The 21,460-nt window shown below is 44.9% G+C and carries 18 protein-coding genes; all 18 read right to left on the bottom strand.

Going from position 1 to position 21,460, the window contains the following annotated elements; translation table 11 throughout:
* Positions 1-7: 7 nt before the first annotated feature.
* Complete coding sequence (locus tag AC8GFU_RS06975) at positions 8-592, bottom strand: SIS domain-containing protein (protein ID WP_506626415.1); 585 nt, start codon at positions 590-592, stop codon at positions 8-10.
* Positions 582-1,280, bottom strand: coding sequence for a sugar phosphate nucleotidyltransferase (locus tag AC8GFU_RS06980; RefSeq protein ID WP_506626416.1), 699 nt, complete (start codon positions 1,278-1,280; stop codon positions 582-584). Before AC8GFU_RS06980 ends, AC8GFU_RS06975 begins: the two co-directional genes overlap by 11 nt.
* Before the next feature lie 11 nt (positions 1,281-1,291).
* A complete protein-coding gene (locus AC8GFU_RS06985) occupies positions 1,292-2,269 on the bottom strand; it encodes a GHMP family kinase ATP-binding protein (protein WP_506626417.1) in 978 nt (325 codons plus the stop codon).
* Entirely contained in the window at positions 2,266-3,243 is a 978-nt protein-coding gene (locus tag AC8GFU_RS06990; protein ID WP_506626418.1) for a Gfo/Idh/MocA family protein, read from the bottom strand. The genes AC8GFU_RS06985 and AC8GFU_RS06990 overlap by 4 nt, the downstream gene beginning before the upstream one ends.
* Positions 3,244-4,119 (bottom strand): SDR family NAD(P)-dependent oxidoreductase, encoded by an 876-nt coding sequence (locus AC8GFU_RS06995; protein ID WP_506626419.1) that lies wholly within the window; start codon positions 4,117-4,119, stop codon positions 3,244-3,246.
* The gene (locus tag AC8GFU_RS07000) at positions 4,120-5,403 is read right to left on the bottom strand and encodes a nucleotide sugar dehydrogenase (RefSeq protein WP_506626420.1); all 1,284 of its coding nucleotides are present in this window, start codon (positions 5,401-5,403) and stop codon (positions 4,120-4,122) included. It abuts the gene before it with no gap.
* Entirely contained in the window at positions 5,400-6,380 is a 981-nt protein-coding gene (locus tag AC8GFU_RS07005) for an NAD-dependent epimerase/dehydratase family protein (RefSeq protein ID WP_506626421.1), read from the bottom strand. Before AC8GFU_RS07005 ends, AC8GFU_RS07000 begins: the two co-directional genes overlap by 4 nt.
* Positions 6,373-7,281 (bottom strand): glycosyltransferase family 2 protein, encoded by a 909-nt coding sequence (locus AC8GFU_RS07010; protein ID WP_506626422.1) that lies wholly within the window; start codon positions 7,279-7,281, stop codon positions 6,373-6,375. Before AC8GFU_RS07010 ends, AC8GFU_RS07005 begins: the two co-directional genes overlap by 8 nt.
* Positions 7,282-7,470: 189 nt before the next feature.
* Positions 7,471-8,238 carry a class I SAM-dependent DNA methyltransferase gene (locus tag AC8GFU_RS07015; protein ID WP_506626423.1) on the bottom strand — a complete coding sequence of 256 codons (768 nt, stop codon included), beginning with the start codon at positions 8,236-8,238 and terminating at the stop codon, positions 7,471-7,473.
* A gap of 338 nt (positions 8,239-8,576) precedes the next feature.
* Positions 8,577-9,269, bottom strand: a complete 693-nt coding sequence (locus tag AC8GFU_RS07020; protein ID WP_506626424.1) for a class I SAM-dependent methyltransferase — start codon at positions 9,267-9,269, stop codon at positions 8,577-8,579.
* Between the two features lie 10 nt (positions 9,270-9,279).
* The gene (locus AC8GFU_RS07025) at positions 9,280-9,924 is read right to left on the bottom strand and encodes a VOC family protein (RefSeq protein WP_506626425.1); all 645 of its coding nucleotides are present in this window, start codon (positions 9,922-9,924) and stop codon (positions 9,280-9,282) included.
* Positions 9,925-10,026: 102 nt separating this feature from the next.
* Positions 10,027-11,178, bottom strand: coding sequence for a DNA polymerase III subunit delta' (locus tag AC8GFU_RS07030; RefSeq protein ID WP_506626426.1), 1,152 nt, complete (start codon positions 11,176-11,178; stop codon positions 10,027-10,029).
* Positions 11,175-13,310 (bottom strand): dTMP kinase, encoded by a 2,136-nt coding sequence (tmk, locus tag AC8GFU_RS07035; RefSeq protein ID WP_506626427.1) that lies wholly within the window; start codon positions 13,308-13,310, stop codon positions 11,175-11,177. Before tmk ends, AC8GFU_RS07030 begins: the two co-directional genes overlap by 4 nt.
* A gap of 43 nt (positions 13,311-13,353) precedes the next feature.
* Positions 13,354-16,128: a type I DNA topoisomerase gene (topA, locus tag AC8GFU_RS07040; RefSeq protein ID WP_506626428.1), complete on the bottom strand. Its 2,775-nt coding sequence runs from the start codon at positions 16,126-16,128 to the stop codon at positions 13,354-13,356.
* Positions 16,129-16,148: 20 nt separating this feature from the next.
* Complete coding sequence (locus AC8GFU_RS07045; RefSeq protein WP_506626429.1) at positions 16,149-18,431, bottom strand: sodium-translocating pyrophosphatase; 2,283 nt, start codon at positions 18,429-18,431, stop codon at positions 16,149-16,151.
* Between the two features lie 110 nt (positions 18,432-18,541).
* Positions 18,542-19,708 carry an MFS transporter gene (locus AC8GFU_RS07050; RefSeq protein WP_506626430.1) on the bottom strand — a complete coding sequence of 389 codons (1,167 nt, stop codon included), beginning with the start codon at positions 19,706-19,708 and terminating at the stop codon, positions 18,542-18,544.
* A gap of 13 nt (positions 19,709-19,721) precedes the next feature.
* A complete protein-coding gene (locus AC8GFU_RS07055) occupies positions 19,722-20,546 on the bottom strand; it encodes a carbohydrate ABC transporter permease (RefSeq protein ID WP_506626431.1) in 825 nt (274 codons plus the stop codon).
* The gene (locus AC8GFU_RS07060) at positions 20,543-21,412 is read right to left on the bottom strand and encodes a carbohydrate ABC transporter permease (protein WP_506626432.1); all 870 of its coding nucleotides are present in this window, start codon (positions 21,410-21,412) and stop codon (positions 20,543-20,545) included. Before AC8GFU_RS07060 ends, AC8GFU_RS07055 begins: the two co-directional genes overlap by 4 nt.
* Between the last annotated feature and the right edge of the window lie 48 nt (positions 21,413-21,460).

The following is a 21,460-nucleotide window of genomic DNA, read 5'->3' on the forward strand; positions in this document are numbered from 1 at the left end:
AATTTACTTACCATTTTGTTGGATTGCTTTTAAGTTTAGGATGCGAGACCATCAAATGCCACACGACAGCTTGAAAGGATTCTGAGTGAGGCGTCACTGTATTAGCGTTGACTGTTGGAATTACTAGACAGACATCTGCTTTTTGCGCCGTATAACCTCCGTCACGACCAACAATCCCTGTTACTCGTGCACCAACTTCTTTTGCTAGATCAATGGCTTCAATCAAATTAGGGCTCACATTCTTCTCTTTATTACCACCACCTACGGATAAAATAAACAGACAGTCCTTGGAACCTAACTTACTAACTCGCAGCCACCCTGAAAAAACAGTTTGCCATCCTTCATCGTTGGTTCGTGCAGTTAATTCTGCAACATTATCTGTTGGAGCATAAGTTTCAATGCCTGCTAATTTTCTAAAATCATTAACGGCATGCCCAGCGTTTGCAGCGCTACCTCCAACACCTAATACGAACAATCGTCCGCCCGACGACTTAACGTCACAAAGTAAATCAACAATCTTTTCGATGATTTCTGGGTCGATTGCATTTGTAATCTCAACCGACTCATTGAGATGTTCTTTGCTATAGCTCATTGGAGACCTTTCCTAGATACTGGGCAATCTCTTCAATTCCCAAAATAGATCCTATTTCATAAAACCTGTCATGAACCTCAAATCCATCTAATTGCTTGTCCTTTGCCAGCTGGTGACAAACTTTTGAAAGATCGAAAGATGACTGGTTTGCCCATGGTTGAAACGCAGCCTCCCTAAAAAAGGTAAGGCCGTAGTCAATATGGTGCAAGTTCTGGTTATCTGTGTCTTTTTCGTAATTCAACAACTTGCCATCAACGAATTCAACATTGCTCTTATCAAATTGATTTTGATTTTTGTAAACTGTCATAAGTGCATAGGATTGATTGGCCAAAAAAAGCTGCTCTGCCTGCTGATAATTCATTGGTAAGTAAGAATCTCCGTAGAGAACACCAAATGCCGGCCCAAGCATTGAAAGTGCTTTTTTAATCGCGCCTCCAGTGCCTAATTGTGTTTCCCCATCTAATGAATACTGGATTCTTACGCCTCTCTCACTACCGTCACCTAAGTGGTTTTGGATCAAGTTCGATTTATAAGATAGACAAAAAATGAAATCCGAATAACCCTTGTCTATCAGTAAATCTAATTGCCAGTCAACGAATGGTCGCCCATTGATTTCAATCAAGCATTTTGGGGTGTCCCTTGTCAGAGGGCCTAAACGGGTTGCGTAACCTCCCGCAAGAATGGCCATTGGTAACATTATTAAAGAATTACCTTTGTCCCTTCGAAGTCAAACTGAAATCTCACTTCTTCCAATCCAAGTTCGAGCATTGTATTTCGAAGCTTCTCTTTATCGTTTGCGTAGAACATCAAAAATCCACCACCGCCTGCACCTACGAGCTTTCCACCCACAGCACCAGATTGAATAGCCTGTGTATATGCATTGTCGATAAAGTCACTCGTCATGCCACTGGATCTTGATTTCTTGTGTTCCCAATGTTCATGCATTAATTCACCAAACTCTTTGGTATTACCTTGTAAGAGTGCCTTTTTGCTTCTAAGCCCCAAGTCTTTTGTAAAATGTAAATTCTCTACCATTTTGGCATCACTCCTTTTTGACTTGTCAACCTGATCTTTGAGAATAGATCCTGCGGAACGCGATATTCCAGTAAAGAAAAGAAGTAAATTGTCTTCAAGATCGTGAACAGTAGGTACACTCAGATTTAGCGGTGAGGAAGAAACTGAACCATCTTTATGAAAGTTAAACTCTGTGATTCCGCCATAAGCCGCAATATATTGATCTTGCTTACCAATAGGCTCGCCTAGTTTCTCGATTTCAATCCGGCAAGCCAAATCCGCCAATTGCTCTGGGTGGATATTCTTTCTGTAATGAGCAAATAGTGCTTTGATTAAGGCGGTGGTAAAACTACCACTAGAGCCTAATCCGGTCCCAGACGGGATGTCAGCTAGCGTCGTAATCTCAATTTGTGGCGTTTTTAGATTAAGTTCCGCCAAAACTTCACGAATGATCGGATGCTTCACCTCTGTCACCTTGTTTATATGTTCAATTTCTGAGTATTTCAGAAAAATACCTTCAGTAAAGGGCCGCATCACAGTTACATACACGTATCTATCAATTGCGGCTGCTAACAAGAATCCCTCGTGCTCTTCATAGTACGAAGGGACATCAGTTCCGCCACCTCCGAGAGAAATCCGCAATGGGCTTCGTGCAATTATCATCTGCCTGTCCTCGAATAGATTTCACTTATCACTCGAAGAACTTCAAGTGATGAATCAAGGTTATCTGACCTACTTGCTCCAGTCTGGAGGTCGTTAAGAAACTCACCCATTTCTATCACCCAGGATTCGTCTGGCTCTGGAAAACTCCACGTTTCTGAAAGAGGTGGGCCCATTTCTGGGAGCATTTTATGAAAAGTCAAAGCTTCAACCCCGTAACTGCGTCCAAGACCAGAAATCTCAATTTTTCCTATTTTTCCATAAATTTCTAACGAGAACATATTTTTCCATTCGGTACATGAAGCTTGAAGAAAGGCAATACCGCCAGTTCTGTTTTTAAGTGACATAAACACATTATCTTCGACCGCCGTATCCCAAAAGTAATTAGGGGTGGCTGCATAGTCGACCTGGAGTACACCTAAGAACCCAATAGAAAGATCTATGAGGTGGGTGCCTTGATCAATGAGTTCACCCCCGCCTGATTTTGATTTATCCGCTCTCCACTCCCTTTCATATCCAAGTCTTCCTCCGTGACCATACCGGCCACGTAAAAACATAATTTCGCCAATCATTCCTTCGCCCGATAACTCAAATGCTTTCCTTAGAGCAGGGTGGTGGCGATGGTTATAGCCAACGTGAACCTTTAAATCTTTTTTGCGGGCTAATTCGCAGACTTTCTTAAACTCAAAATAATTGATTGCTCCAGGTTTTTCAATAAAAACATGTTTACCAGCATTTAAAGCTGCGATTGCCAAGGAATGCAATGAATCATGCCTGGTGGCAATAATGACAAAATTTAGATCTCGAATCTTAAGCAGTTCTCCAAGTGACGTGAAGTTAGTAGTCTTGAATTCTGTTGCAAAACTTTCTCCGACCAATGTATCTTCGTCAAAACAGCCCACTAATTCAACATACTCCGGAAATGCCTTTGCTCTTTTTCTGCCGATTAGCCCGCATCCAATAACTGCTGCTTTCACCTAGATATCCCCCCACTCTTGCCCACGATCTCGCCCTGTAATACGGCGGAGCGTGTAAACATCCGAATCTACAATTTCCTCAAGTTGGCTTGGCCACTTTATCCAGTTGTCCCACTCGGCACTAATTAACTTACCCGTGATACCGACGCTGTCTTCACTAGCCAGAAAATCAATCAATTTAATAGCTTGTGGCGATGTGTCGATAGAACCTTCTGCTTTTGCCAAAGATTTTGAAAAGAGGTTAGCACCTACTCGATCTGGTCCGGCATCCAACATCTGATCCAATAATTTAGTTTTTAGCATACCGGGTGCGACTGAATTGAATGAGACCCCTGAATCCTGATACTCCAATGCAAGAGTTTCAATAAATCTTACTGCAGCAGCCTTCGAAGCAGCATAACTAGACATTCCAAACAATGGTGCAGTAGCTCCTCCACCAGAAATATGGATGATCTTTCCCTTCTTTCGAGAAATCATTGAGGGTAGTACTTCCAGTACCAAATTCAAGGTGCCATAGAGATTAATGTTGAATGCATCTTCCCAATCTTTCTGATCATTATCTAGAAATTTATCTATAGGGCCAATCACTCCCGCGTTGCAAATTAAAACATCAATACAGATTTCTAATTCGTGTAATTTCGATATCATTTCTATTGTTGAACCACGATTAGAAACGTCGTTGCAAATTCCGGAGATCAATTGCTCTCTTGATGAAATATTCTTTAGAAGTTCGGTCGTAAACTTCACTGCTTCTTCACTGCGTCCACAGAAAATAACTGACTTACCAGAATTTACAAAGTGTTGAGCTATTTGAAGCCCTAAGCCAGAGGTGCCACCGCTTATGAAGACTACTTCTTTGGAATTATTCGACATCATTTACTTGCCTTTTCCGACAGTTAAATACTTTGGACTCTTCGCAATATCTTTGTTTAAGTCAATTAGAATTCGCGAAGGATCTAGTACCCAGATATTTTCTTGTTGTAATAGCGGTAAAACATCTGCGCCATTTCCAAGGTGCCTTAGCTTCTTGGACACAACAAGAATATCAGTATCTTTTAATGATCCCTCGATGCTATCTACACAAACTATTCTCGAATCCATCTCTTCTTTAATTATCAAATTTTCAACATAACTTACTTTTGCATTCTGCATAGCTAAATCTTTCATCAATTCATATATTACGGATCGACGCAAGGTATCTGTATTGTCAGTGTATGAAACACCCCAAAAGCAAATTTTTACCCCCTCCATTCTTGCAGAGATTGTCGCAAGACATCTAGAAATCCAATCGTTGTTGTGACGGTTCGAAATTAACAGAGAAGTAAAAATCGCTGGCTCGCTTCGAATACCGTTTTGTAGATTCGAGAGTTTACGTACATCCCTTGCAAGTGTTCCACCTGCGAAACCTAAGCCGGGACTTAAATATGCGCGGGTTCCAATTCTCGGGTCTGACTTAAGGCCAATTTCCACCTCCTTGGCGTCGGCTCCAACTAATTCGCATATCTCTGAGAGTTCTCCCATGAAGGTGACACTTGTTGCCAAGAAAGCATTTAATGCATGCTTCGTCACTTCTGCAGATCTTCTGTGCATCCAAATAATGGGGGCATCAATCCCACTAAATACAGCGATAACAGTTTGATCTGGTTTTCCGTCGATCGTTCCAGCTACAATTCTTTCTGGGCTAAAGAACGATTCCATTGCCTTTCCAAGGCGCAAATTCTCGGGTTGTACTGTCACGTTTGCTTTATGACCAGATTTTTCCACAATTTTCTCGATTAGATCACTCGACCCGACAGGAAGTTGTGAACTTACTAAGATATGTCCGACTGTGTTTAATTTACCTACAATGCGCGTGAATTCAGACAACACAAAGTCAACATCTGCGTTGTCCTCCATGTCTACTGGAGTGTCGTAAGCTAGGACTAGTACATCAGTGTTTTCTAAATCAACTTCTTGATTCGTAAACTTTAGATTTCCCGTTTTAACATTTCCAAGGAGCATCTCTCGCAGTTGAGGCTCAAAAACTAACAGTTCACCTTGATTCAGGTCTGAAATAGATTCAGGGTTAGGGTCATAGGCGACTACATCATGCCCAAGTTCTGCAAAACCTACTGCATACATAACGCCAAGATGCCAAAGACCGGCAATGCCAATCTTCATTTTTTGGTGCTACCTTCAAATATCCAATGATTTTCATCCATAAACGAAACAGTTTCTCGAACAGCCTCTTCAATTGAATACTGGGGGGTCCACCCAAGACTTTGAATCTTTCGAGTATCTAAATGTATAAGCGGATTATCTCCAATCCAACCTTTGGATTCTGTTCCAAAGGTTAGTTCTGGATCTAAACCCATTTCACTTGTGATCCAACCAATTGAATCTCGAACTTCACAGTATCCGTCGACACCTAAATTAAAGATATTTACACCGTTCGAAGACTTTCCAAGTGATGTGTGGATTGCTTCAATACAATCCGAAACGTGCAAATAAGATTTCTTTTGGTGGCCGTTTCCTAAGACAGTCAACTTGTCTGGATGTTGGATCAGCTGTTGATAAAAATCATAGACATGCCCATGGGTGTATCTAGGGCCTAGTATGGACACAAATCTAAAAATCCATGTTTGCATTCCAAATGATTCTGCATATGCAGCAATCAGCCCTTCGCAAGCAAGTTTTGATGCGCCGTATAACGACGTCTGAATTGGAAATGGTGCATCCTCTGGAGTTGGAACTACCTCGGCCTCACCATAGACAGATCCGGTTGAAGAAAATATGAATTTGTTTACTCCTGCTTGCCGTGCAGCCTCCAAAACTTTATGGGTAACTATTGTGTTCTGTTCTAAATCTCTCCTTGGATTATCCGCCCCAAATCTAACGTCTGCATTTGCTGCCAAGTGAAAAATTGCATCAGCACCATTAAACTCATCAACCAGTGAGGCTCCCAAATATAGGTCGCGCTTTATTAATTTGAATCCAGGGTTAATAAGTGCACCTTCGAGGAATTCAATTCTTCCGGTGCTTAAATTGTCGATTCCCACAACTTCTATGCCTTGTTTTAGAAATGAATCGACAAGGTTGCTCCCAATAAAGCCTGCAGCCCCTGTAATGACAACACGTTTAATCGGACTATTACTCATTAAAACCCGTAGTCTTTTCGATAATGTACATTGGGCGATTTTTCACTTCATCATAAATTCTCGAAACGTACTCACCCAATAAACCAAGAGAAAGTAATTGAATCCCAGCAAAAAAACTGATAAGGATCACGCTTGTCGACAACCCTGGGGTTAGATTTACGCCAAATATCTTTTGAATTGCGTACCATCCACCCAGAAGAAAACTAAATCCGGCTATCACGCCACCAAAGACTGACATAAAATTTAGGGGCTTAGCTGAAAAACCTACTAGCCCATTAATGCCTATTCGAAGCGATCCCAAGTAGCGATTGTAATTTCCGTTTCCTGAATAGCGAGAATCGCGGTCATAATAAACTCCTGTTTGGTTGAAACCCACATAAGCAACAAGACCACGCAAGAATCCATGTTTTTCATTCAAGGCACAAATTTGGTCAACGACTCTACGTGACATAATTCTGAAATCACCCGTATTTTTAGGTATTTGAACCTCGCTAAGACTATTAATTACCCTATAACCAAATTTTGCTAATATTTTTTTGACATATGTTTCGCCCTCGCGAGTTCGGCGAGTTGCGTAAACAACGTCAAAGCCTTCATCCATTTTGTAATTAAGTTCAAGAATGACTTCAGGGGGATCTTGAAGGTCAACATCAATCACAACCACGCGCTTTCCTGTCGAGTAGACAAGACCCGCCATGGTTGCCGCTGGTTGCCCGAAGCGGCGCGACATTTTAATAAGCTTAATGCCTGAGTTGGTTTTTGAACTCTCGATGATCACCTGTTCTGTGTTATCAGGACTAGGATCAAGAATAAAAATGACTTCAGAAGTTTTTGAAATTTTCTCTAATACCGGGATTAATCGATTCAAAAAGGGAAAGATGTTGGACTCTTCTTTAAACACCGGGATTACGATAGATAAGTCGACTTCCGTTGGCGAGGTCCTTGTCATTATTTAAGCCTACCAAAGGGTTTCGTATAATTATAGAAATGGCCTACAAAGGCTTTAACCCCTTCATTGCTAAGATCGGCCATTTGATGACTAAGCCAATAAAGCCCGAAGCTTAGAAATTTTGCTTTCGCTGTGATTCGATCATGGACTTGGCTTCACTGCAATTAAAATTAAGTTCTTCCCGATGATGTGTCTAAAGCCGATGAAATCTAATCTACGGCTAATTGGATATACAACTTTATCGTAAATTACAAGACTCTTCTTTGACCCTAAATTCGCACCATTTTTGTATCCAACGATTTTTACAAACAAGGACGCAAAAAACCCTATAAATTCATCATAAGTTAATGTCTGAATAACAAAACCTGCAGATTGCACTTTAATTTTAAGTTCAGAGCGTGTGTACCGACGAACATGACCAATTTCTTTGTCCATTGTCGAATACAAAATTGGGTGAGCAGGTACATATATGCCGATTACGCCACCAGGCTCCAATGCATGAAAAAGTTCCCTAAGGACTGAAGTGTCATCTTCAATATGTTCAAGTACGTTTGATGTGTAAATCGCAGAATAATCACGAGTGGTTTCACTTAGAAATTGAAAACAGTGAAATTTCTTTTCTCTTATCAGAGCAACAAGATTTGGATCCAGCTCCACGCAATCGGGAGTTATCTCAAATCGATTTCTAAATATTTCAGCAAGAAAGCCTGTTCCTGCTCCAAATTCAAGAAGGTTGCTGTTCTTTGTAACAATTCGATCTTGTAAATCCATCTTGGAGAAAAACTTATTGACTATTTCCGTGCTATACCCAATTAATCCGATCTCAGAATCTAGCAACTCTTGAGTGCCTGTATACCCTTGAGATTCTGAGTTTTGAATCGAGACTTTTGAGTTATTTTTCTTTCTCATGGGGTTCAATTTATACCAAGTTGCTTGACAAGACTAAGAAGTATGGCAATTTCCTCTAAGTTTTTAGTTTCTATGACTAATCATTCTAAAAACTTCGCCCAGCCTAACCGCATAACACCACTCGGGGTCATCAGATGCAACACAACAATCCCTGACTTGCCATCAACTTCACTAAGTTGAAACTATGCAACTTCAACCGCACTGCTAGTTACCTTCGGAGTCCCTATCAAATATAAGTTGATTCCTTCGCAATCTTAACTTTGACGGCCTTCGCAATTATTTTTCAATCAACTGTCTAGTGGACAAATAAGCGAACAGATCCGGAATGGCAGTTAGATTTAAGGGTGCTTAGGAAGAATTTTTCCAACTGTAAGTATTGCGTAGCCATTTAGATTCCAGCTTTCTAAGCCAAACGGATAATACTTCACTTCAAATTCTCGGTCCTGAAATACAAATTTCGCGATTTCCAGTAATGACGCAAAGTGATTTCTATGTTCTCGAGCAATCATCAGGTTGTAACCCTTAAACCCTTTTCTCTTTGCACTTCGAGCAGTGGAAATTTTTCTCAAAGTTCTAACTGCTAAACCAGGATCACAACTCAAGAAGATTGTACATACGCCAGTAGGTGAAAGCACTCTGCTGATCTCATTCAAGACTTTCTCTGGGTTATCAACATGATGCAATAAACATGTTGACACAACGCGATCAAATTCACCTGTGTTGAAGGGGATTGACTCTGCGTTCGCTTCTAATGCTTTAATTCGGCCATCCGAACTCCATTTTGCATTCAAAACAGTCTTCACCAAATCAAGCATCACATACTCATCAAAACCATGCTTTATAAAGTCTAGGTGCTCACCATTTCCCGAACCTATCTCCAGGACTTTCTTGAAATGTCCCCCCCATTGCCTTTCCATCGTCAAGTGAGTACGCCTAACTGCATTTGCACCGAAACCCTTGCCAAAAATTACTGAACCGTAAAAGCACTCATAGAAAATCTTGCGCGAACCATATTCGTTCTCTTTCGCCATTTTCTCCACTTTAGTCCAGTCTTACAACGCCACCCGGCGTCGTTAAATGCACCGCGACAATTCCGTACTCGCCATCATTTGCTGATGGATCGACAAACTCAACATCTGCACCGTTTAATCCACCAAGGATCTCTGTCTTAAACCAAGAGTCCGAAAGATGATCAGTATCAGCGATCGTAATCTTCTCAATTGAAGCAACAGCTTTTCCATCTTGTGAAGGGTGATCTGCAGTTAACCATTGAATAAAGAATGGAAGTTCGCGCGAGTCGGTGATTTCATTAACTCCGATTTGCTTCCACTTAAGATCGCTTCCATCTGGACGTGTGCGGTGACCCTCGATTGCGCTGCGTCCGAACTTCTCTTCAACCTTTGAAATATCTTCAGTTGCAAAAACCCAAGTGAGCCAGCCTCCGCCTTCTTGTGCTTTCTTGCTAACAGCTTTGCCCCAAGGGGTTTGCTCTGTTGCTGGGTGATCTAGTGGGCAGACAACTTCGATGTACTGGCCGTTTTGAAGAGGCAGTGTGAAGTTGCGAGTGCCAAAGCGTGGGTGGACTCCGCCATCTACGAAGGTGCTGCCAAGGCGTGAGCCAAGGCGTTGGACGGTGTCGGCTAGTTGATCATGGGAAGTTACATATGAGACATGGTCTAAGCGCATGGGGAAATCTTGCCCTATGAAAGGGGGTGGTGATTACCAAGTTTGGGGTGGGTGGCGGTCAGATTTGTGCGGGAAAAGGGGCGTGAAATGGGGTTTTGCGGGCTATCGGGCGAGGACGCACATAAGTGCTTCAACGGTCAGCAAAGGTGCTGCGTTATGGCCCAGGTTGGTGCGGGCTTCCATGATTGCGTTGATCTTTTTGATAGTGTTTTGCGGCTTGGTCTTGGCGGCCACGGCGTTGATTTCAGTTTCTAATTCTTTGTTGATCAATGCGTCGCTGCTACCGGCTTGAACCATCATGACATCGCGGTAATAGGTAGCGATATCAAGAAGTGCTGCATCTAAACCATCGCGGATCATGCGGGTTTGGCGGGTCTTTTGTTCTTTCTCTAACTCTTTAATTGCTTTGCTTCCGCCAGTTGCCATTCCGCGACCGGTTGCACCCTTGCCGTAGGCGAGAGCGAGGCCATCTGTTTCTTTTTCATTTCTTAATTCGGCTGCGTTAGTTGCTTGCTCTGTTGCAAGATCAACCAGTGTTTGTGCGGCAGCAAATGCGGATGAGATTCCTTGAAGGGTTAATGGCAACTTCATGATTGTGTTGCGGGTGTTTCGTACTGATTCATTGGTTGCTAAGTAACGTGCGCGACCAATGTGGCCCTGTGAAACTCGGGCTGCGAAATCCGCCATCACTGGTGAGATTCCATCTTTGTTTTGAAGCACTTGTGCAACGGCCTCTGTTGAAGGTGTGACGAGTTGCAGGTGGCGACAACGTGAGCGAATAGTTGGAAGAACATCATGCAGAGTTGGTGCGCAGAGAAGCCAGACTGTGCGGTTGCCGGGTTCTTCAATTGCTTTCAATAATGCGTTAGCTGCAGATTCAGTTAAGCGATCTGCATCTTCCATCACAACTACGCGCCAACCTCCCATGGATGGTGCCCAGGAAACACGTGTAAGAAGTTCGCGGACTTCATCAATCTTGATTGAAAGACCTTCGGTACGAATGATTTCAACATCGGGGTGTGCGCCGTTTGCTGCGGATCTGCATTCGTTGCATGTTCCGCAACCATCGTGTGAGCAGACAAGAGCTTGTGCGAATGCGATTGCAGCAGATGATCGACCTGATCCTGGTGGACCGGTAAATACCCAGGCGTGGGTCATTTCTTGTGATTCTTCGCCTGTGCGGGTGGCCTGTACTGCTTTTTGAAGAACTTCAACGACGTGGGCTTGGCCAACAAGGTCGGTGTAAACGCTCACTTTTTAGCTGGCTTCTTTGTTGTTGTCTTCGCCTTTGCTTTCACAGCTGTTGCGCTTTTCTTAACAGATTTATTAACTGCGCGGATTGGGCGAAGTAAAAGGTTGCCCTTGTCTTCAGTTGCGTTGCGCTTAAGGGCAGGGATTTCGCTAACGCGAGAAATGATTGAGGTGTGGATCGCTTCGATCGGTTGGTTGCCATCGACGATGTAGTAACGCTCAGGGTCAAGCAGTGCAAGCTGTAGGAACTCTTGGCGCACACGCTCGTGGAAATCAATTGGTTGTGATTCAAGACGGTCTTTGCTCTTGATGCGGCCAAGTCCGATTTCGGCAGGAAGATCGATGATGATTGTTAGCGTTGGGAATAGTGATTCAGTTGCCCAACGTGAAATTCGTGCAACTTCACCGGGTTCCAGAACGCGGCCTGCGCCTTGGTATGCAATGGATGAATCAAAGTAGCGATCTGAAATTACAACATCACCATTTGCAAGCGCGGGGCGAATAACAGAGAAAACATGGTGCGCACGATCTGCGGCGTACAGCAGAGCTTCTGCGCGAGGTGAGATTTCACCGGTGGAATGGGAAAGAAGAATTCGGCGGATTTCAATTCCGAGATCTGTTCCACCGGGTTCGCGAGAAAGAACTACTGTTTCACCTTCTTGTTCCAGCCATTGCTTTAGGAGTTGCGACTGAGTTGATTTTCCAATTCCTTCGCCGCCTTCAAAGGCGATGAAAATTCCTTTAGTTGGTGCGCCGGTAATTCCACCGAGTTCACCTTTGAATGCGTTAACAATGTCAGACCACAGTGAAACATTGGGGCGGTCCTTCATTTGTTTGTATGAGATAAATCCGATCAGTGATGCGAATAGGCCGGCGAGAAGAATTGTTACTGCGGCGCCGTTGTAGCTTAGTTGTGTGTTTTGGAAGTTGAAGGTGTGCTGGCCAACGGCTGCGGCGATCAGTGGGGCGACGGCTAGAACGCCGACTAAAACCACCCGGATCAGGCTTTGCACGAAGGCGAAGGTACGGCCGCGGACATCATCCTGGACCTCCATGCCCAGCATGGTGAAGCCGGTGACCCAGGTGATTCCGCTGAATGCACCAAGGATTACAACGATAAAGACGGCAAGGACAAGGTTTGGAATTGCGGCAAGGGCCACAAGGAATGCGCCGCTGATTGTGAGCGATGCACCGAAAAGTCGGCGGCGAGAAAATTGTGCGAAGACCTTTGGGCCCAATGCGATTCCAGACGCAAGGCCGGTGAAGACTGCGCCGAACAGCACGCCGTATGCGGCTTCTCCGCCGCCTAAGTCGCCAACAAATGTTCGGGCTAAGCCAATGACTGCGCCGGCTGCAACAAATGCGCCGACCATTCCAACGATTAGTCCGCGAATTAATTTGCTGGTTGAAACAGCTTTCCAACCTTCATGCAGGGATTTAAGAATTCCGGTTTCGGCGGCGTGCTTTGCGGCTGCGCCTTTAGGGATTTCGCGCAATCCCCAAATTGTGTATGCAGCGAAGGCAAATGACAGTGCATTTACATACAGTGCTAAATCAACTGCGGTTGAGGTAATTCCGAATGCTGCGTTGATCGCTGATGTGAAAAGTGAAAGGAAGGTAAACAACAGCGCTGCGATTGGTGCGGTGCCGTATGCGGCCAGTAATGAAACTTGGTTTGCGTTCTCTAACTTTTCGCGGGGAACAAGGTTGGGGACTGATGCCTCTTTTGCGGGGGACCAGAAGAGCGTTATGCACTCAACCAAAATTGTTGCGGTGTAGAGCCACAGGTAGTTGTGAAAGATTGGAATAGAGATGTACAGCGCGGTGCGCAAGATGTCGCAGGTAACCATTAACTTTCGGCGATCTAATTTGTCGGCGATTACTCCTGCGATTGGGCCGAGGAAAACTGCGGGTAGCAAACGAGCGATGAACACACCTGCGATTGCGTAGTTAGCTTTTGCGTAATCTCCGCCAGATAGTTGTTGCGCCATCGCGGTTGTGGCTAGAAGTCCGAGCCAATCACCAAGGGAGGAGAAGAGCATCGAGTTCCACAGTTTGCGGAAAGGTCGGATCGCCAGAACTCCGCGGGTTACTTCCTGCGCCGGGGCGGCAGGGGTAGGGAGCGTCTTAGCCATGGCGGCAGTCTATCGGTGAGCGTGAATAGGCCTAAAAGAGGCTTTATTCAGCCTTCTTCTTCGCTTTGCCGGTTGCTGCTTTCTTCGCAGCCTTTTTAGTGGCAGCCTTTTTAACTACATTCTTGGTCAAAGTTGGTGCGGTGTCGCCCTTTTTAGGTTTGGCTGCAGCCTTCTTACGTGACTTCTTTGGTGATGGTCCGTTTTCAGCTTCCCAGGCACGACGTCCTGCAAGCAGCTCTAATCCGCGCTCAAGTGTCATTCCTTCAGCGGTATCACCACGACGCAAAGTTGCATTTGTTTCGCCATCGGTAACGTACATACCGAAGCGGCCGTCCTTGATGATCAAAGGTTTTTGTGTTTCTGGATCCATGCCGAGTTCTTTAACAGGTGGCTTTGCTACTCCGCGACGGCGTTCCTTTGGCTTTGAGTAAATTTCTAGTGCTTCATCTAAAGTCATTGTGAACAATTGTTCTTCAGATGTAAGTGTGCGTGAATCTGCACCAGCCTTTAGGTATGGACCGTAGCGACCATTTTGCACAGTGATGTCATCGCCTGCGCTGTTTGTACCAAGTGTGCGAGGTAGTGAAAGAAGTTTTAACGCATCTTCATATGTAACGGTATCTAAGGTCATTGTTGAAAGAAGTGAAGCGGTCTTTGCCTTTGGAGCATCAGCCTTCTTCTTTTTCTTCTTTCCAGATGCGGTTAGCTCAACTGGCTCTTCTGGCAAAACTTCCGTGATGTAAGGACCAAAGCGTCCTGATTTTGCAATGATCGGCAGGTTAGTTGCTGGATCAATTCCAAGTTCGCGTTCACCTGAAGGTGCTTCTAATAGTTCAATTGCCTTCGCAAGTGTTAACTCATCAGGTGCAAGTGATTCAGGAATGTTTGCAAGCTTGCGATCTTCGCCTTCGATGTTTTGTTGCAGGTATGCACCGTAACGACCAACGCGAATTTCGATCTCAGGGGATAGGTTCATGGTGTTGGTGGCACGAGCGTCGATAACGCCTAAATCCGCTGATAATTCATTAAGTCCAGGCTGGCCATCTACGCCATAGAAGAAGTCCGTTAGCCAATCAACGCGGCCCGCTTCTCCCGCTGCGATCTTGTCGAGATCCTCTTCCATTGATGCGGTGAACTCGTAATCAACTAACTTTGTGAAATGTGTTTCTAGCAAACCTGTTACAGAAAATGCCAAGAAGGTCGGAACAAGTGCGCGGCCGCGCTTGTACACATATCCGCGATCTTGAATTGTTTGAATAATTGATGCAAATGTAGATGGACGACCAATACCTAATTCTTCTAACTTCTTAACAAGTGTTGGTTCTGTGTAACGGGCAGGAGGCTTTGTCTCGTGGCCTTCGCAGGTGTATTCATCAACCTTAACGGTTTGTCCAACGGACATCGCAGGTAAACGCTTATCTGCTGACTCTTCATCCTTGTTATCTTCGGTAACGATGTCATCGTATGCAGCAAGAAAGCCAGGGAAGGTAATAACAGAACCGTTTGCACGGAAGATTGTTTTCTTGTTGTCATTTGTTGTTGCATCAAAGTCAACGCGCATCTGCATCTTCTTGGCATCTGCCATTTGTGAAGCAACGGTGCGCTTCCAAATTAAGTCATACAGTGCGAATTCGTCACGTGAAAGTTCTGGTGCTAACTCGCCAGGAGTCTTAAAGGTGTCTCCTGCTGGTCGAATCGCTTCGTGCGCTTCTTGTGCGTTCTTAGATTTACCTTGGTACACACGTGGTGCATCGGCAACATGGTCTGCGCCGTATAGAGCTTTAGCTGCGTTGCGTGCTGCGGTGATCGCTTGTTGTGACAGGTTGATGCTGTCGGTACGCATGTAGGTGATGTAACCGTTTTCGTACAGACGTTGTGCAACGCGCATCGTGATCTGTGCGCCCCAACCAAGTCGGCTACCTGCATCTTGCTGCATAGTTGAAGTTGTAAATGGTGGCTTTGGACGTTCAGTACGTGGAGATTCCTCCATCGACTTAACTGTTAAATCACTTGATTTAAGGCTATCTACAAGGCCTTTGGCCCCTGCTTCATCTAGCAAGAGAATGTTTGCAAGAGACTTTTCTTTAACCGCGCCATCTGCACCAAAATCTGATGTTGCTGCAACTTTCTTACCATCTACTTCTAGTAAACGTGCATTAAATCCAAGTGCGGTTACTGCGGCTAGATCCCACCATGCGCTTGAGATAAATGCCATGCGTTCACGTTCTTTTTCAACAATAAGTCTGGTTGCAACAGATTGCACACGTCCTGCTGAAATACGAGGCATAACTTTCTTCCACAACACAGGTGAAAGACGGTATCCATACAGGCGATCTAATACACGACGAGTTTCTTGCGCATCGATTAAGTGGTAATCCAAATCGCGAGTGTCTTCTACAGCAGCTTGAATTGCTTCCTTTGTAATTTCATTGAAAACCATTCGCTTAATAGGAATCTTTGGTTCAAGAACCTCTACTAAGTGCCACGCGATAGCTTCGCCTTCGCGGTCCTCGTCCGTTGCCAGAATTAATTCTTCGGCGTTTTTCATCAAGGCTTTAAGTTCAGCAACCTTGGCTTTTTTATCTGGGTTAATTACATACAACGGTGCGAAATCATTTTCGATATCTACGCCCTCTTTAGCCCACGCAATCTTTTTATATTCCTTAGGAATATCAGCTGCGCGCTGAGGTAGATCGCGGATATGACCGACAGATGCCTCGACGACGTATCCGTCGCCGAGGTATCCACCAATTTTTCTGGCCTTCGCTGGTGATTCAACGATCACCAGCTTGATCAGGTCGGTCTTTGCTTTCGCCATAAGGGGGAAGTTCCTATGGATTAAACAGTAATTGAGGTTGCTTGACGACGGTTACGGATTAACGCACCGATGATCACTGCAACTGCAAGTAATGAGATCAATGTGCTCTTGCCTGAGTTTCCACCAAGTGCAAGAGAAACAATTGCAGGTGTAATCAACAAACCAACAAGGTTCATAACCTTGATAAGTGGGTTAATTGCAGGGCCTGCAGTGTCCTTAAATGGATCTCCAACAGTGTCACCCACGATTGTTGCTGCGTGAGCTTCTGAGTTCTTTCCACCGTGATGGCCATCTTCAACCATCTTCTTAGCGTTATCCCAAGCACCGCCTGAGTTAGAAAGGAATACAGCCATAAGTGTTCCGGTACCAATCGCACCAGCGAGGTATGCACCAAGTGCACCAACACCAAGACCGAAACCAACAGCGATTGGTGCCATAACAGCAAGCAATCCTGGAGTTACAAGTTCACGAAGTGAATCGCGAGTACAGATATCAACAACGCGTGCGTAATCTGGCTTCTCTGTTCCCTTCATGATTCCTGGGTGTAGGCGGAACTGTTCGCGAACTTCAACAACAACTGCACCCGCTGCGCGAGATACAGCGTTAACTGCAAGTCCTGAGAACAAGAACACAACCGCTGCACCGATGATCAGACCAACCAAGTTACGTGGATCTGCAACATCGAGAACACCTTGGAACTGAAGTGCAACATCTGCTGATGCCTTACCTGCCTTGATGACAGCTTCCTTGATTGCATCTGTGAATGCACCAAACAATGCTGTTGCTGCAAGTACTGCAGTAGCGATTGCAATTCCCTTAGTGATCGCCTTAGTTGTGTTACCAACGGCATCAAGACTTGTAAGGATTGCTGCACCATCACCAGTTACATCGCCTGACATTTCAGCAACGCCTTGTGCGTTATCTGAGATCGGACCGAATGTATCCATCGCAACGATTACACCAACAGTTGTTAGCAAACCTGTTCCAGCAAGTGCGATTGCTAGAAGTGAAAGAACAATGCTTCCACCACCAAGCAAGAATGCACCGAATACCGCTGCTGCGATTAGTAGTGCTGAGTAAACAGCTGACTCGAAACCAACTGAGATACCAGCCAAGATAACTGTTGCTGCACCTGTTTCAGATGAAGCTGCTACATCGTTTACTGGACGCTTTCCTGTCTCAGTGAAATAGCCTGTTAATAGCTGAATTGCTGCTGCAAGTGCGATACCGATTAATACTGCGCCAATAGCTAGTACGCGTGGGTTTGTGTTTCCTGCTGCTGCAACCGCTTCTGGTGACAAGCCTGTTAGTAGCTTGAAATCAGATGGCAGGTAAGTAAATGTTGCGAGCGCAGTTAGACCTGCAGAAATAATTGCTGACAAGAAGAATGAGCGGTTAATCGCTGTCATTGCTGACTTATCTGTGCTGCGAAGCTTTGTTAGGAAGATTCCGATAACTGCAGTGATTGTTCCGATTGCTGGAACGATCAATGGGTAGATCAGACCTGCATCACCAAATGCAGCCTTTCCAAGAATTAGCGCTGCAACAAGTGTTACTGCGTATGACTCGAACAAGTCTGCAGCCATTCCGGCACAGTCACCAACGTTGTCACCAACGTTGTCAGCGATTGTTGCTGCGTTACGTGGGTCATCTTCTGGAATGTGCTTTTCAACCTTACCTACAAGGTCAGCACCAACATCTGCTGCCTTAGTAAAGATTCCGCCACCAACGCGCATGAACATCGCGAGCATCGCTGCACCGAAGCCGAAGCCTTCAAGCACTGCAGGTGCGTTTTCGCGGTAGATGATCACAACAAGTGATGCACCAATTAGTCCAAGACCAACAGTTGTCATACCAACGACGCCACCTGTACGGAATGCGATCTGTACAGCCTTTTCGCCATCCTTGTTACGAGCAGCATCTGCAACGCGAACATTTGCGCGCACTGCAAGCCACATACCGTTGTATCCAACTAGTGCAGAAAATGCTGCGCCTAGTAAGAAGAAGATTGAACGGCCGATGCGGATTTCAGCATCGCCGGGAAGTGCAAACAAAAGGAAAAATACGATTACAACAAAGTATGAAAGTGTGCGGAACTGGCGAGCTAAGAATGCAGCTGCACCTTCCTGAATCGCTTCTGCGATTTCACGCATCTTTGCTGTGCCATCACTTGCTGCCAACACCTGTGCGCGTAATCCGTACGCGATGGCGAGGGCGGCTAGGGAAATTCCTAGAACGATGTAGGCATATGTCAGATTGGATCCAGTTACTTGGACCAGGGATACGGTGCTCTCAGCACTCATAGGTTCTCCTCCGTTGGAGTTTGTGGCGCCTTATTCGAGAGTCGGGCGCGAGACTGGTGAAGTGTAAGCGAGGGAGCCCCCGAACGGGCAAATTACACCTATCTATTACGTTACTTAGAGCCAAGGATTGGGCGTGAGCCCAGCGCCATGATGAGGGCTAATCCGGCTGGAACCAGCATGGCCCAGCGAAGGCCGATGGTGTCTCCAAGGAAGCCCAGGGTTGGGGGGCCGACCAAGAAGCCGAAGTAGGCGATGCCGGAAACCATGGCCACCCCTTCAGATGCTGCGAATTGGCCGGCGAACTTTGTCTTAGCGATCTCACCAGCTTGGCTAAACAACATTGGAATCACAGTTGCAAGGCCCATGCCCAGAGTTAACCAACCAAAGATCACTCCGCCGATTCCACCAACTAATAATCCTGAGCCAAGCCCGATACCTGCGATTAATCCGCCGCCCACGATTAACTTCATTGGACCGTACTTTGATGCAAGGCGATCTCCAAATAGTCGACCGATCACCATTGTTGCTGAGAAACAGATAAATGGAAGTGTTGAAACAAATGGTGTGGCATCAAAAGTGTCACGAGCAAGGATTGCTCCCCAGTCACCAGCTGAGCCTTCACCGATTGCAGCACAGGTTCCAAGTAAACCAACTATTAGAAAGAGCATTGGCCGCTTAATCTTCTTTTTGTTTTCAGCTGCGTGCTTGTCTAGCTCCGCCGGTAGGAACCAGTTACGAACAAAAAAGTTGGCTAAGAAAATTAGCATCGCAACAAATGCACATTGCCACATGATCGATTTGTTCTGTTGAGCGATGAAGCCACCAATCGCACCACCACTGAGTGCACCTAATGAAAACATCGCATGGAATGTGCTCATATATCGCTTATCTGCTTCATGCTCTAAAACAATTGCGTGTGAATTCATCGCCACATCCTGTGTTGATAAACAAAATCCAAAAACAATAAAGGACAAACACAGTGTTAGATAATTAATTACAGGTCCGACTACAAGTAAGGCTACGCCAAGTGCGTATGTTGCGTAATGAACTATCGGTGCACTTCCGTACTGTGCTGCCTTCTTTCCCGAAAACCCAAGTCCAAGCAAAACTCCAATAGCAACACACAAAAGAGCGGTACCTAGTGCGCTGTTTGAAACATTGAGTGTCTTTTTGAAATCAGGGACTCGCGCATAGAAAGCACCAACGGTAAAGCCGTTGATAATAAATGCGGTAGTTACTGCTATCCGGGCACGGGAAAAGCGTTGTAAATCGCTCACTTTTGCAGGCTAGTTACTTAACAGCGCCTTGTGAAATGCCTGAAATAAACTGCTTTTGTAGGATCAGGTAGAAGATCACAATAGGAATAACGGCAAGAACAAGTCCGGCCATCACTTGACCGTACTCAACTGTGTACTGACCGTAGAACAGGTAGGTAGACAGTGGCAAAGTTTGAGTTTCATTTGTTAGCACTAGGCGTGGCAACAAGAAGTCATTCCAAATCCACAAAGCATTAATAATCGCAACTGTTGCGGTAATTGGTCGCATCATTGGGAAGATAATTCGCCAAAATGCAACCATGTCAGATGCGCCATCAATTGAGGCCGCTTCATCGATCTCGGTTGGAATATTTGAAATAAAGCCGTGATACAGGAATGTCGAAAGCGCTGTACCGAAACCAATATAGAAAAAGATCAATGCGCCGCGGTTGTTCCAGGAAACAAACTGGGCGAAGCGAGCCATAAATGGAATCATCAACGCTTGGAATGGAACAATCATTGAAGTTACCAGAATCAAAAAGATGTACTTAGAAAGTTTGTTCTTTGTACGAGCTAAGTAGTACGCAAGCATTGATGAGAAAACAATCAACATCGAAACGCTTAATACCGTAATAATGATTGAGTTAGTCAGAGATCTGAAGAAGTTCATCTTCGTCAACGCCTGACTGAAGTTGTCCCAGGTAATGTGCGAAGGCAGTGCAAGCGGGTTCGCAAGAATATCTGGCTTTAACTTCAATGAGTTAACAAATACTAAGAAAAATGGAAATATGTAGGCAAAGGCCAAAATCACGCCAACGATAAAGGTGACTTTTTTTCCTACGCTGCGCTTAACACTCATCGTTGGACCTCATATCTCTTCGAGATAGTGACTTGGGCTAAAGCTGCGAGAGCAACAATTAAGAACATCACAACCGCCTTTGATTGGCCGGTTCCAAAGTTTCCATTGGCAAAGGCATCCTGAAAGATATGCAGTGAGATCAATTCTGTGGTGCGGAATGGCCCACCGCCGGTTAGCGCCACGTTTACGTCGTAGGCCATAAAGCCTCCGCGAAGCGTCAAAAAGAGCGCGATAGTAAAGGCTTGTGCCATCAATGGAATTTTGATTGTTAATAAGGTACGAAGCGGTGAAGCACCATCGATTTGAGAGGCTTCAAGCACATCTTGTTCGATAGAGATAAGTCCGGTGATATAAACAATCATCATGTAACCAGATGATTGCCATACCGTAACGATAATTAATGCCCAAAAAGCTTTATTTGTGTCCTGCAGCCATGACTGTTTAAAAATTTCCCAGTTATATTTATTTGCAAGAGCGACAATTGCGCTGTTAAAGATGAACTGCCAAATAACACCAAGAACTACACCACCAATGAGGTTTGGGACGAAAAAGAAGGTGCGCAGAATATTTTTACTGCGAAGACTAGAGGTAACGATAAGCGCCAATCCAAAGGCGACAACGTTGACGATAACAAGTGAGACGATTACAAAAAGTGTGGTGAAACGAAGTGTGCTCCAAAAGGTTGGATCTTTGAAAGATTTTATGTAATTATCAAATCCAACAAGCTTTGTAGATTCAAATCCATCCCAATCGGTAAAGGTGTAATAAAAACCTGTCGCGAATGGAACAACAAGAACCAAGCTGAAAATTGCCAAGGGCGTAAAAGCGAGCTTCATAAATCTCTTGGTCGCTCTAGCTGACGCCATTTGTGACTCCTTCAATATCTGTTACTTAGTTAAATCTCTTTTAAGAAG

This window comes from Planktophila warneckei (SeqCode) (assembly GCF_965234675.1).
Classification (GTDB): domain Bacteria; phylum Actinomycetota; class Actinomycetes; order Nanopelagicales; family Nanopelagicaceae; genus Planktophila; species Planktophila warneckei.